We start from the raw sequence: 13351 nt of genomic DNA on the forward strand, positions 1-13351 counted from the left end.
CATGAGCAGACCCCCCGCCGCACGCGACGCCGTGCTCGACGCCTTCGAGCGGCTCATCATCGCCGACGGCGAACGTGCCGCGACCCTCGACGCCACCGCGAAGGCGGCCGGCGTCTCGAAGGGCGGCCTGCTCTACCACTTCGGCTCGCGCCAGGCCCTCATCGCCGGCCTGATCGAACGCCTGCACCGCCTCGTCGACGACGACGTCGCACGCATCCACGACGCGCCCGACGGCCCGATCTCGTACTTCGTGCGCTCCTCACTCGTCATCGAGACGCCGCTCGACCGCAGCTTCATCGCGACCGTGCGCCTCGCACAGGGCGGCGACCGGCAGGCCGGGCAGGCCATCGAAGAGGTCCGCGAACGCTGGCTCGCCGAACTCGGCCGCCACGTCGACGATCCCGCGCTCGCGATCGCCATAACCCTCATCGGCGACGGGCTGTACTACCACTCCGCGCTCCGCGCGGAAGCCGTCGACGACGTCGGCACCGGAGGCGACATGAGCCCCGATCAGATGGACGCGCTCGTCGCACTGCTCGAACGACTCGCCGCCGACGGGCACTGACGGAGACGGGCACTGACGCGAACGGCGGCGGTTCGCACGCGCGAACCGCCGCCGCGCGGCATCCGCTCGACTACTCGGTGATCTCGACCTCGACGAGCACGTCCGCTTCGATCGCCACCCGCACGCGCTCGAGCACCTCGGCGGGCACCGGCGAGTCGACCGTCAGCACCGACAGGGCCTGGCCGCCCGCCTCGCGGCGCGCGATCTGCATGCCCGCGATGTTGATGCCGGCGTCGCCGAACTCGCTGCCGTAGACCGCGACGATGCCCGGGCGGTCGGTGTAGAGCATGACGATGTGGTGGTCGGCGATCGGCACCTCGACGTCGTAGCCGTTGACGCCCACGAGCTTCTCGATCTGCTTCGTGCCGGTCAGCGTGCCCGAGACCGAGACCTGCGTGCCGTCGGCCAGCGCTCCGCGCAGCGTGATGACATTGCGGTACTCGGGGCTGTCTGCGTCGGCGATGAGTCGCACGGCCACACCGCGCTGCTCGGCGAGCAGCGGCGCGTTCACGTACGACACGGTCTCGCTGACCACGTTGGTGAAGACGCCCTTGAGCGCGGCGAGCTTGAGCACGCTCACGTCGTAGTCGACGAGCTCGCCGTGCACCTCGACGTCGAGGCTCTCGAGCGGGCCCTGCGCAAGCCCGGCGAACAGCTGGCCGAGCTTCTCGACGAGCGGGATGCCCGGGCGCACGTACGGGTCGATGACGCCGCCGGCGACGTTGACCGCGTCGGGCACGAGTTCGCCGGCGAGCGCGAGGCGAACCGACTTCGCGACCGAGATGCCCGCCTTCTCCTGGGCCTCGTCGGTCGAGGCGCCGAGGTGCGGCGTGACGACGACGTTCGGGAGGGCGAGCAGCGGCGACTCCTTCGGCGGCTCCTGCACGAACACGTCGAGGCCGGCCCCCGCGATGGTCTTCGCGACCAGCGCGTCGTGCAGCGCGTCCTCGTCGATCAGCCCGCCGCGCGCGACGTTGACGACGTAGGCGGTCGGCTTCATCTTCGCGAGCTGCTCGGCGCCGATCATGCCGGTGGTCTCGGGCGTCTTCGGCATGTGGATGGTGATGAAGTCGCTGCGCTCGAGCAGGTCGTCGAGGCTCACCGTCTGCACGCCGAGCTGCTGCGCGCGTGCGGCCGTGATGTATGGGTCGTATGCGATGACCTCGACGCCGAACGCCTGCAGGCGCGCGGCGATGAGCGCGCCGATGCGGCCCAGGCCGATGATGCCGACGGTCTTCTCGTAGAGCTCGGTGCCCGTGTAGGCCGAGCGCTTCCACTCCCCCTGCGCGAGCGCTGCGTGCGCGGCCGGGATGTGGCGGGCGAGGCTCAGGATGTGCCCGACCGTGAGCTCGGCGGCCGAGATGATGTTCGACGTCGGAGCGTTCACGACCATGACGCCGGCGGTCGTGGCCGACTTGATGTCGACGTTGTCGAGGCCGACGCCCGCCCGCGCGACGACCTTCAGCTTCGGCGCGGCGGCGATCGCCTCGGCGTCGACCTTCGTGGCCGACCGCACGAGGATGGCGTTCGCATCGGCGAGCGCTGCCAGCAGCGCCGGACGGTCGGTGCCGTCGACGTTGCGGACGTCGAAGTCGGGCCCCAGGGCGTCGACGGTGGCGGGCGAGAGTTCTTCGGCGATCAGCACGACGGGCTTCGTCACGGGCGGATCCTCACTGCATCGAGACGTGGTGCGAGCGCACCGGGGAGTCGCGCCGGCGTCGTCGGGGCGCGGATGACGCGGACAGCCTACTTCACGCCGTCGGCGGCGCCCGAATCGTGTGACGCGCGCGGACCGGCCCCGATCGCGCGGGCAGCTCAGACGAGCAGCGCGCCGAGCCCGAAGAGCTGGACGACGTCGAGGTACAGCACGGCCGAGACCGCGAGCCCCGCGAGGTACAGCGCCGACTGCAGGAACGCGGAGCGACGGCGCCCGAGCAGGAACGCGACGCCGAAGATCGCGACCGGCAGCAGCACGGCGATGATCAGGACGACCCACCCCGTGGCGCTCAGGGTCGTCCCGAGATCCGCCGCGATGCCGCCGACGCCGACCAGGTTGCCGACCGCCTCCCACGCGTCGTACGCGTAGAACAACCCGAACCCGATCGCGAGCACGAGTTCGAGCCAGAACGGGGTGCGACGCGCGGGCGCGGCATCCGTCGACGACACGTCGGCACTCACGATCCCACCCCCGCCACGAACGCGACCGGCAGCAGGACGACCGCGCCGACCGCCAACCAGACGAACCTGCGCACCGTGCGACCCTGCGTGAGCGCGAAGGTCACCCCGAACCACAGCGCGGGCGCGAGCACCGCGAGCCAGAGGCCGAGCGCGAACATGAACTGTGCGAGCGCATCGGCGCCGGGATTCGTCACCCGGAACACGGTCAGGATCCAGCCCAGCGTGTACAGCAGGTAGGCGCCGGCGAAGATGCCGAGCAGCACGAGCTCGGTCGAGCCGACCTGGGTCGGGGCTTCGTCGCGGGCCTCCGGGCCAGGTGCAGCGGATGCCGCGGCATCCGTACCGTCGACGGTGCCGCCGACCGGGGCGGCCGGCGATGCCCCGCCGCGCTTCCAGCCCTCCGCGAGCGCGGCCTCGTCATCGCCCTCCCACTGGAGGGCTTCCTCGTCGTCGCCGTCGCGCGCCATGCGGTCCAGCCTATCCGCGCGCCGGGGATCGGATCGGTCAGCGCCCGCCGAGCGGGCTCAGGTCGTCGTCGATCGCGGGGACCTCGGCCGGCGAAGGGGTCGGAGACGGCGAAGTCCCCGACTTCGGAGCGGCCGGGCTCAGATCGTCGTCGACGGTCGATTCCGGCAGCTGGAAGGTCTCGGCCGTCAGACCGGAGTGCAGCGGGCTGAGGTCGTCACGGAGGACGGAGGATGCCGACGTCTGCGCCGACTCGGACGAGTCGTCGGAACGGGTGCCCTGGCACCCGGCGAGCGCCACGCCGAACGCGACGGCGGACGCGGCAGCGGTGATGCGAATGAGTGCGGTTGCGGTGTTCATGCTTCGACGGTGCGCCCGCAAGGTATGCGGTCGCGGCGCGACCGGTATGCGGATGGTATGCGTCGCCCTCCGCACACGTTGACGCCCCCTCCGGCCGGGAGCACACTTCGGGTATGGGCATCGGGGTCTTCGGCCCGCTTCGCCTCGACGGCGTCGCACTCAGCCCGCGCGAACGGGTCGTCCTCGCGGCGCTGATCCTCCACGCCGACCGGCCGGTGTCGACGGATGAACTCGCCGACGCCCTCTGGCACGACGAACCTCCGGGCACGTGGCCGAAGCAGCTCCAGGCATCGATCGGCAGGGTCCGCGCGGCGATCGGGCGGGACCCCATCGAGACCAGCCCCGGCGGATACGGCATCCGGCTCGACCTCGACACGGTCGACGCCGTGCGATTCGAGCGCTTGGCGTCATCCGCCCGGGACCACCTCGCGGACGGCGACCCCGCACGCGCGATCGATGCCGCCGACCGGGCGCTCGTGCTGTGGCGCGGCACGCCGTACGCCGACCTGGCCGACTGGCCCGCGGCCGTCGTCGAGGCCGAGCGGCTCGCTGAGGTGAGGATGGGCCTCGAGGAGGTGCGGCTGGAGGCCCGGCTCGGGCTCGGGGAGCACGCCGCAGCCGTCGGCGACGCGGAGCGACTCGTCGGCGATGCGCCGCTGCGCGAACGCCGCTGGACCCTGCTCGCGACCGCGCTGTATCGCAGCGGACGGCAGGCGGACGCCCTGTCGGCGATCCGTGCGGCCAAGCAGCGGCTCGACGCCGAGCTCGGCGCCGAGCCGGGTGATGAGCTGAGGGCGATCGAGGTCGCCATCCTCCGGCACGACCCGTCGCTCGCCCCCGGAGCGGTGCCGTCGGCTCCGAGCGACACGTGCCCGTACCGCGGGCTCTCGCCGTTCGGCGTCGACGACGAGGACGACTTCTTCGGTCGCACCGCCGAGATCGGCGCGACGCTCGCTCGTCTCGCGCGCTCGCGAACCCTCGCGGTGACGGGAGCCTCGGGCAGCGGCAAGTCGTCGCTCGTGCGCGCGGGGGTCGTCCCGACGCTGCGACGGCGCGGCGACCGGGTCGCCCTCTTGATCCCGGGGCGCGACCTGGCTGTGCGCGTGCGCGACTCCGTCCGCGGTCGAGGCCGCGCCGATGTCGTCGTGATCGATCAGTTCGAGGAGGTCTTCCACGCCGGTGAGGCCGACATCGACGACGCCGCGTCGGCGATCGCCGAGGCGGCCGAGACCCGGACCGTCGTGGTCGTCATCCGCTCGGACTTCCTGGATGCGTGCGCCGCGCACCCGGACCTCGCGCCGCTCGTGACCGATGAGGTCCAGGTCGTGGGCCCGATGTCGCCGGGTGCGCTTCGCGAGGCGATCGAGCAACCGGCCGCTCGTGCGGGGCTGCGCCTCGAGCCCGGGCTGGTCGAACTGCTGCTGCGGGATGCGGCAGACGAGCCGGGCGCCCTCCCCCATCTGTCGCACGCCCTGGTGGAGACCTGGCTGCGTCGCGAGGGGGCGACGCTCACGGTCGCCGGCTACGAGGCCTCCGGGGGCATCTCGGGTGCCATCGCCCAGTCGGCGGACCGGCTCTACCAGTCGCTCGACGACGACCAGCGTGCGATGTGCCGCTCGGTCCTCCTGCGTCTGGTCGCCCTGGGACCGGACGGCAGCCCCGTGCGGCGCCGGATCCCGTCCAAACCCCTCCGGACGGATGCCGCCCGCGACGACGTGCTCGCCCGGCTGGCCGGCGCACGGCTGGTCAGCGCGGAGGCCGACTCGATCGAGGTCGCCCACGAGTCGCTGGCGCGCGCATGGCCGCGACTGCACGCGTGGCTCGAGGAGTACGAGGAGAGCACGCGATCGCTCACGGCCGTCGCGGCCGCGGCCGACTCGTGGGATGCGGCCGGGCGGCCCGACGACGACCTGTACCGCGGGGCACGCCTGCAGTCGGCGATCGAGTGGCGGGATGCCGCGCCGCGCGACCTGACCGAGATGGAGGCCTCGTTCCTCGACCGCTCGGCCGCCCTCGCCACGGCGGAACGGGACGAGCTCGCCGCGCGAGCGCATCGGGAGCGAAGGCAGAATCGTCGGCTTCGGGGGCTGCTCGGGGCCGCAGCCGGTCTCATCGTGCTGCTCGTCGGGGCGGGCTCGATCGCCGTCGTCGCCACCGGGGAGGCCGACCGGCAGCGCGACAGCGCGATGATCGAGGCCCTCGTCGGGACCGCACTGTCCGTGCGGTCCTCGGAGCGGGACGTGTCCGCGCTCCTGGCGGCGGAGGCGTACCGGCGCTGGCCCGAGGACCCGCGGACGCGCTCCGCGCTCATGGGCGTCCTCCAGGGTGCGGAAGGCTTCCTCGGGAACGCGTTCATCGACGGTCCGCAGCACTCGTGGGGCGCTGCCGTCCCCGGCACCGGGAACGGCCATCGCCGGATACTCCTACGAGGGCTCCTCGATCGTGACCGCCACGAGACGGAGCGCCTCGATCTTCGCGGACGGCTGGGCCGACGCGGCCGTCACCGACACCGCGTCGGGCGCGAAGTCCGTCTCGTTCCCCGAGCCGATCGGCGACGCGGCGTGGATCGCGGGCGGACGCGTGCTCGCGCGCCACGACTCCGACGGACTGTTCCACGCCCTCGAAGCCGAGACGGGGATGGTCGGGACCGAGGGCCTGGAACTGTCTCGCCTCTGGGTGACGGATGCCGGGACCCGCGTCCAGGCGATGGACCCGCACGGCGTGATCACGCCGCTCGATGCTGCCGACCTCCGGCCGGCAGGAATGCCGCTCGAACGCGACGGATGGCCCATCTGGTTCGCCAAGTCCCCGGACGGCGAACGCGTCAGCGTCTCGTACTTCGTCGAGCCCGTGCGAACCGCCGACGGAACCCTGACCCGGATCCGCGTCGACGTGCTGGACCCCGACGACCACCGTGTGATCTCGAGCGAGCCTCTCCCGGCCGGCGGAACGGTGATCCTCGACACCGGCGATCTCATCGGCCTCGAGGACAACCGGATCGGTCGATACGAGTCGGACGGCTTGAGCCGGGTGGGGAGCCTCACCGGAACCGCGGGCGGCCTCGGCATCCCGAAGCTCAGCGTCGACGGTCGAACCCTGCTCATCACGGCCGCCGACGGCAGCGGCATGCTGTTCGACCTCCCGAGCGGCATCCGGATCGGTGAACCCTTCCGCATGGACCCGGGCACGCTCGGCGCCGGACACCTTCGCCCGGACGGGCTCGAGATGGCCCTCAGCATGCCCGAGGGCGTCGTCGTCTGGGACCTCGACCCGACCCACCAGTTCGACGCGGTCTGCCGCATCGCCGGGCGCGAACTCAGCGCCGACGAGTGGCGCACGTACCTGTCCGACCTCGGCGAGCAGGTGAGCACGTGCGGGTTCGACTGACCGTGCTCAGCATCCCGCGAGCGGGCTCAGGTCGTCGGCCTCCGGCTCCGGGAGCCGGAACGGCTCGACCAGCGGCCGTGACCGCAGCGGGCTGAGGTCGTCTGGGACGACGGCGGATGCCGGCGGCTTCGCCGACCCGCCGGAATCGTCGGAACGGGTGCCCTGGCACCCGGCGAGCGCCGCGCCGAGAACGACGGCGGACGCGGCAGCGGTGATGCGAGCGAGTGCGGTTGCGGTGTTCATGTCTCCGACGTTGCCCCTGCCGGGTATGCGACGCCGCCCCGCCGGGTATGCGGACGGTATGCGGCGGCGCACCGAAGGTCGGCGCTGCACGGCACGCACCGCGTCGTCCAGCTCGAGGCACGATCGCCCCTGGGGGGTTCAGCCCTGCGCCGCCGCCGCGATCGCGTCGACCACCGTCGCGGCATCCGTCGCATCGAACGCGTCGATGCCGCCGCCGGGGCCGCCCGCACCGCGGGTGACGCTGCGCCGCGCCGACAGGTGGACCGCATCGACCCCGGCGCTCGCGAGTTCGGGGATGTCGGCGACGCGCACGCCGCCGCCCGCCATGACCTCGACCGTGTCCCCGACCGCGGCGTGCATCGCGGCGAGCCCCGGCAGGCCCGCACGGCAGTCGGGCGCGCCGCCCGAGGTGAGCACACGGCGCACGCCGAGCGCGGGCAGCGACGCGACCGCGGCGACCGGGTCGGCCGCGGCATCCACGACCCGGTGCACGGTCACATCGGCCGCCCCTGCGGCCTCGATCCAGCGCGCGATCGCGTCGGCGTCGAGCGTGCCGTCCTCGCGCATCGCGCCGACGACGACGCCGTCGGCGCCCGCGCGCACGGCCGCGCGGATGTCGCGCTCGACGCCCGCGACCTCGTCGGCGTCGTAGACGAACCCGCCGCCGCGCGGGCGCACGAGCACGTGCACGAACCCCGTGACGGATGCCGCGGCCGCGGCCTCCACGGCCGCCTCGACGAGCCCGGCCGACGGCGTCAGCCCGCCGAGCGCGAGCGCCTGGCAGAGCTCGACCCGGGCGGCGCCCGCTTCGAGGGCGATGCGCACGCCCGCGGCATCCTGGACGGCGATCTCGACGGGGAGGTTCTGCTTCGGCACGACGGACACGCTACCGCTCACGCGGCCGGATGACGCCGATGGCGGGGCCGGCCGGAGCCGGCCCCGCCATGCGGAGCGTGCAGGACGCGAGCGTCAGCGAGCGACCTCGCCGTCGACGTAGTCGTCGCCGTCGACCTGTGCCCAGGCGAAGAGCTTGCGCAGGTCGCGACCGGTCGTCTCGATCGGGTGGCCCTGGCCCTTCTCGCGGAGCTCGAGGAACTCCTTGGCGCCGTTGTCCTGGTCGTCGATGAAGCGCTTGGCGAACGCGCCGTTCTGCACGTCGGCGAGCACGGCCTGCATGTTCTCCTTGACGCGCTCGTCGATGACGCGCGGGCCCGAGACGTAGTCGCCGTACTCGGCGGTGTCGGAGACCGACCAGCGCTGCTTCGAGATGCCGCCCTCCCACATGAGGTCGACGATGAGCTTGAGCTCGTGGAGGACCTCGAAGTAGGCGATCTCGGGCTGGTAGCCGGCCTCGGTCAGGGTCTCGAACCCGTACTGGACGAGCTGCGAGACGCCGCCGCAGAGCACGGCCTGCTCGCCGAACAGGTCGGTCTCGGTCTCTTCGGTGAAGGTCGTCTTGATGACGCCGGCGCGGGTGCCGCCGATGGCCTTCGCGTACGACTTCGCGAGGTCCCACGCGGAGCCGGAGGCGTCCTGCTCGACCGCGATGATGTCGGGGATGCCGCGACCGGCGACGAACTCGCGGCGCACCGTGTGTCCGGGCGCCTTCGGCGCGACGAGGATCACGTCGACGCCCTCGGGCGCCTCGATGTAGCCGAAGCGCACGTTGAAGCCGTGGCCGAAGACGAGCGTGTCGCCGGTCTTCAGGTTGTCCTTGACGGACTCGGCGTAGATGTGGCGCTGGAACTGGTCCGGGGCGAGGATGACGACGACGTCGGCCCACGCGGCGGCATCCGCGACGGACTTGACCTCGAAGCCCTGCTCCTCGGCCTTGGGGGCCGACTTCGAGCCCTCCTTGAGGCCGATGACGACCTCGACGCCCGAGTCGCGGAGGTTCTGCGCGTGCGCGTGGCCCTGCGAGCCGTAGCCGATGACGGCGACCTTCTTGCCCTGGATGAGCGAGAGGTCGGCGTCCTTGTCGTAGTAGATCTCAGCCATTGCTGTTCTTTCTCCTTGGGTGGGGTTCAGGTGACGGATGCCGCGGCACGGCGCTGCGGCATCCGCTGGTCAGTTCTTGAAGACGCGTTCGGTGATGGACTTGCCGCCGCGCCCGATGGCGAGCAGGCCCGACTGGGCGATCTCCTTGATGCCGTACGGTTCGAGGACCTTCAGCAGCGCGTTGGTCTTGCCGGAGTCGCCGGTGACCTCGATCACGAGCGCGTCGGTCGACACGTCGACGACGCGCGCACGGAAGAGGTTGACCGCTTCGAGCACCTGGGAGCGCGTGGTGTTGTCGACGCGCACCTTGATGAGCAGGTGCTCGCGCTGCACCGACTGCGCCGGGTCGAGCTCGACGATCTTGATCACGTTGACGAGCTTGTTCAACTGCTTGGTGACCTGCTCGAGCGGCAGGTCCTCGACGTCGACCACCACGGTGATGCGGCTGAGGCCGTCGATCTCGGAGTGGCCGACCGCGAGCGACTCGATGTTGAAGCCGCGACGCGCGAAGAGCCCGGCGACGCGGGTCAGCAGGCCCGGCTTGTCCTCGACGAGGAGGGAGAGCACGTGGGTCGACATGTCAGTCCCCTTCTTCGAATGCCGGCGCGTGGTCTCGCGCGTACTGGATGTAGGAGTTCGACACGCCCTGCGGCACCATCGGCCACACCATGGCGTCGGCCGAGACGACGAAGTCGATCACGACGGGGCGGTCGTTCGTCTCGAGCGCGAGCTTGATCGCGGCGTCGACCTCCTCCTCCTTCGTCACGCGGATGCCGAGCGCGCCGTACGCCTCCGCCATCTTCACGAAGTCGGGGACGCGGACCGTGTCGTGCCCCGTGTTGAGGTCGGTGTTGGAGTACCGGCCGTCGTAGAACAGGGTCTGCCACTGGCGCACCATGCCGAGCGAGGAGTTGTTGATGACCGCGACCTTGATCGGGATCTCGTTCAGGGTGCAGGTCGCGAGTTCCTGGTTGGTCATCTGGAAGCAGCCGTCGCCGTCGATCGCCCACACGTGGCGGTGCGGTTCGGCGACCTTCGCGCCCATGGCCGCGGGAACCGAGTAGCCCATGGTGCCCGCGCCGCCCGAGTTCAGCCACGAGTTCGGCCGCTCGTACTTGATGAACTGCGCCGCCCACATCTGGTGCTGGCCGACGCCCGCGGCGTAGACGCCCTCGGGGCCCGTGAGCTCGCCGATGCGCTGGATCACGTACTGCGGTGCGAGCAGGCCGTCGGAGGTCGGTGAGAACCCGAGCGGGTACTCGGCGCGGAGGCCGTCGAGCGTGGCCCACCACTCCGTCAGGTCGGGGGTGGTGGTCGCGGCGACCTCGCGGTACGAGGCGAGCAGGTCGACGAGCACCTCCTTCGCGTCGCCGACGATCGGCACGTCGGCCGACCGGATCTTGCCGATCTCCGCCGGGTCGATGTCGACGTGCACGACCTTGGCGTCCGGCGCGAAGAGCGCGGCCTTGCCGGTCACGCGGTCGTCGAACCGGGCGCCGAGCACGACGAGGAGGTCGGATTCCTGGAGCGCGAGCACCGCGGGAACGGTGCCGTGCATGCCCGGCATGCCGAGGTGCTGCCGGTGCGAGTCCGGGAAGGCGCCGCGCGCCATGAGCGTGGTCACGACCGGTGCATCGGTCGCCTCCGCGAACGCGACGAGTTCGTCGCTGGCTCCGGCGCGGATGACGCCGCCGCCGACGTAGAGCACGGGGCGCTGGGCCTCGGCGATGAGCTGCGCCGCGGCGAGCACCTGCTTGCCGTGTGCCTTCGTGGTGGGGCGGTACCCGGGCAGGTCGAGCTTGGGCGGCCACGAGAACGCGAACTTCGCCTGCTGGGCGTCCTTGGTGATGTCGACGAGCACCGGGCCGGGGCGACCGGTGGTCGCGATATGCACGGCCGCCGCGATCGTCGCCGGGATCTCCTCGGCGGTCTTCACGAGGAAGGAGTGCTTCGTGATCGGCATCGTGATGCCGACGATGTCGGCCTCCTGGAAGGCGTCGGTGCCCATCAGGTTCGAGAACACCTGGCCGGTGATCGCGAGCAGCGGCACCGAATCCATGTGCGCGTCGGCGATCGCGGTGACGAGGTTCGTCGCTCCCGGCCCCGAGGTCGCGATCGCGACGCCGAGCTTTCCGCTCGAGGAGGCGTACCCCTCGGCGGCGTGCCCGGCGCCCTGCTCGTGGCGCACGAGGATGTGGCGCAGCTTGCGGCTGTCGAGCAGCGGGTCGTACACCGGGAGGATGGCGCCGCCGGGGAGCCCGAACACGTCGGTGATGCCGATGAGTTCGAGCGAGCGGACGACCGCCTCGGCTCCGGTGAGCATCTCGGGCGCACCCTGGGACTGGGACAGGGTGGCGGGCGATGGCACGGGACTGGATTCCGTGGGCATTCGATTCCTGTTCATGGAGATGGTGGGTTCGGGACGGCGAAGCCGGCTCAGCCCGTGGTCGCGCCTTCGGCTGCGGAACGGGCGAGCTTGGAGTACTTCGCGAGGACGCCTCGGGTGTAGCGCGGGGGAAGCGGCGCCCAGCCTTCGCGGCGGGCAGCCAGCTCGGTCTCGTCGACCAGTAGGTCGATGGAACGAGCCGCGATATCGACCCGAATGAGATCACCATCGCGCACGAGGGCGATCGGACCTGCGTCCACCGCCTCGGGTGCCAGATGGCCGATGCACAGGCCGGTTGTGCCGCCTGAGAATCGACCGTCCGTCAAGAGTAGTACATCTTTTCCGAGCCCGGCGCCCTTGATGGCGGCGGTGATCGCCAGCATCTCGCGCATGCCCGGGCCGCCCTTGGGACCCTCGTAGCGGATGACGACGACGTCGCCGTGCGTGATCTCGCCGTTCGTGAGCGCGTCCATCGCGCTGCGCTCGCGTTCGAACACGCGCGCGGGGCCCTCGAAGACGGCCGCGTCGAACCCGGCGGTCTTCACGACCGCGCCCTCGGGCGCGAGCGACCCGTGCAGGATCGTCAGCCCGCCCGTCTCGTGGATGGGGTCGTCGAGCGTGTGCAGGACCTCGCCGTCGAGACCCGGAAGGTCCATCTCCTCGAGGTTCTCGCGCATGGTGCGGCCCGTCACGGTGAGCACGTCGCCGTGCAGGAGGCCCGCGTCGAGGAGGGCCTTCATGAGCACGGGCACTCCGCCGCGGCGGTCGACGTCGTTCATGACGTACTTGCCGAAGGGCTTGAGGTCGCCGATGTGCGGCACCTTCGAGCCGATGCGGTTGAAGTCGTCGAGCGTGAGGTCGACCTCGGCCTCGCGTGCGATCGCGAGCAGGTGCAGCACGATGTTCGTCGAGCCGCCGAGGGCCATGCCGACCGCGATGGCGTTCTCGAACGCCTCCTTGGTGAGGATCTGCCGTGCCGTGATGCCCTGCTTCAGGAGGTTCACGACCGCCTCGCCCGAGCGGTGGGCGTAGTAGTCGCGACGACGGTCGGCCGAGGCCGGCGAGGCCGAACCCGGCAGCGAGAGGCCGAGCGCCTCGGCGACCGAGGCCATGGTGTTCGCGGTGTACATGCCGCCGCAGGCACCCTCGCCGGGCGCGAACGCGCACTCGATGCGCTTGGCGTCCTCTTCGCTCATCTTGCCGGCCTTGACCGCGCCGACGGCCTCGAACGAGTCGATGATCGTGATGTCCTTCTCGGTGCCGTCCGAGAGCCGCACCCAGCCGGGTGCGATCGAGCCCGCGTAGAGGAACACCGACGCCAGGTCGAGTCGCGCGGCGGCCATGAGCATGCCGGGGATCGACTTGTCGCAGCCCGCGAGCAGCACCGACCCGTCGAGCCGCTCGGCCTGCATGACGACCTCGACCGAGTCGGCGATGACCTCGCGCGAGACGAGCGAGAAGTGCATGCCCTCGTGGCCCATCGAGATGCCGTCGGAGACGGACACCGTGCCGAACTGCAGCGGGTACCCGCCGCCGCTGTGCACGCCCTCCTTCGCGGCCTGCGCGAGGCGGCCGAGCGAGAGGTTGCAGGGCGTGATCTCGTTCCACGACGACGCGATGCCGACCTGGGGCTTGTCCCAGTCCGCGTCACCCATGCCGACCGCGCGGAGCATGCCCCGGCTGGTGGTGGCCTCGATGCCATCCGTGACGACGCGACTGCGGGGCTTGGGATCGATCTCCGACATGGGGTCGAGTCTACGGGCCGCGCG

At 71.5% G+C, this 13351-nt stretch carries 12 protein-coding genes and 1 pseudogene; 3 read left to right on the forward strand and 10 right to left on the reverse strand.

The window, feature by feature from the left end; all coding sequences use genetic code 11:
• Window position 1 precedes the first annotated feature (1 nt).
• Window positions 2–565 (forward strand): TetR/AcrR family transcriptional regulator, encoded by a 564-nt coding sequence (locus DSM26151_RS09325; protein ID WP_234659291.1) that lies wholly within the window; start codon window positions 2–4, stop codon window positions 563–565.
• Between the two features lie 70 nt (window positions 566–635).
• Here the strand turns inward: DSM26151_RS09325 and serA are convergent, their stop codons facing one another.
• The 4 genes from serA to DSM26151_RS09345 all read right to left on the reverse strand — a co-directional run bounded on the left by serA (window position 636) and on the right by DSM26151_RS09345 (window position 3568).
• Entirely contained in the window at window positions 636–2225 is a 1590-nt protein-coding gene (gene serA / locus DSM26151_RS09330; protein WP_234659292.1) for a phosphoglycerate dehydrogenase, read from the reverse strand.
• A gap of 155 nt (window positions 2226–2380) precedes the next feature.
• On the reverse strand, window positions 2381–2743 hold the full coding sequence (locus tag DSM26151_RS09335) for a bacitracin resistance protein (RefSeq protein WP_234659293.1): 363 nt from the start codon (window positions 2741–2743) through the stop codon (window positions 2381–2383).
• Window positions 2740–3210 carry a hypothetical protein gene (locus tag DSM26151_RS09340; RefSeq protein WP_234659294.1) on the reverse strand — a complete coding sequence of 157 codons (471 nt, stop codon included), beginning with the start codon at window positions 3208–3210 and terminating at the stop codon, window positions 2740–2742. The genes DSM26151_RS09335 and DSM26151_RS09340 overlap by 4 nt, the downstream gene beginning before the upstream one ends.
• A gap of 37 nt (window positions 3211–3247) precedes the next feature.
• Window positions 3248–3568 carry a hypothetical protein gene (locus tag DSM26151_RS09345; protein WP_234659295.1) on the reverse strand — a complete coding sequence of 107 codons (321 nt, stop codon included), beginning with the start codon at window positions 3566–3568 and terminating at the stop codon, window positions 3248–3250.
• 113 nt (window positions 3569–3681) lie between these two features.
• On the opposite strand from DSM26151_RS09345, the pseudogene DSM26151_RS15200 reads away from it, so the two are divergent.
• Window positions 3682–5412: pseudogene (locus DSM26151_RS15200) on the forward strand (nSTAND1 domain-containing NTPase); the annotation flags it as partial.
• A gap of 598 nt (window positions 5413–6010) precedes the next feature.
• A complete protein-coding gene (locus DSM26151_RS09355; RefSeq protein WP_234659297.1) occupies window positions 6011–6955 on the forward strand; it encodes a hypothetical protein in 945 nt (314 codons plus the stop codon).
• Window positions 6956–6961: 6 nt separating this feature from the next.
• Here DSM26151_RS09355 and DSM26151_RS09360 read toward each other — a convergent pair whose 3' ends face one another.
• From DSM26151_RS09360 to ilvD, 6 genes are all read right to left on the reverse strand, one after another.
• A complete protein-coding gene (locus DSM26151_RS09360) occupies window positions 6962–7198 on the reverse strand; it encodes a hypothetical protein (protein WP_234659298.1) in 237 nt (78 codons plus the stop codon).
• A gap of 138 nt (window positions 7199–7336) precedes the next feature.
• Complete coding sequence (locus DSM26151_RS09365) at window positions 7337–8074, reverse strand: copper homeostasis protein CutC (RefSeq protein ID WP_234659299.1); 738 nt, start codon at window positions 8072–8074, stop codon at window positions 7337–7339.
• Window positions 8075–8167: 93 nt separating this feature from the next.
• Complete coding sequence (ilvC, locus tag DSM26151_RS09370) at window positions 8168–9196, reverse strand: ketol-acid reductoisomerase (RefSeq protein ID WP_234659300.1); 1029 nt, start codon at window positions 9194–9196, stop codon at window positions 8168–8170.
• A gap of 69 nt (window positions 9197–9265) precedes the next feature.
• Window positions 9266–9775, reverse strand: coding sequence for an acetolactate synthase small subunit (ilvN, locus tag DSM26151_RS09375; protein ID WP_234659301.1), 510 nt, complete (start codon window positions 9773–9775; stop codon window positions 9266–9268).
• A gap of 1 nt (window position 9776) precedes the next feature.
• Window positions 9777–11519, reverse strand: a complete 1743-nt coding sequence (locus tag DSM26151_RS09380) for an acetolactate synthase large subunit (RefSeq protein WP_234661855.1) — start codon at window positions 11517–11519, stop codon at window positions 9777–9779.
• Between the two features lie 113 nt (window positions 11520–11632).
• The gene (gene ilvD / locus DSM26151_RS09385) at window positions 11633–13327 is read right to left on the reverse strand and encodes a dihydroxy-acid dehydratase (protein ID WP_234659302.1); all 1695 of its coding nucleotides are present in this window, start codon (window positions 13325–13327) and stop codon (window positions 11633–11635) included.
• Window positions 13328–13351 lie beyond the last annotated feature (24 nt).

Source organism: Agromyces marinus (assembly GCF_021442325.1).
Classification (GTDB): Bacteria; Actinomycetota; Actinomycetes; order Actinomycetales; family Microbacteriaceae; genus Agromyces; species Agromyces marinus.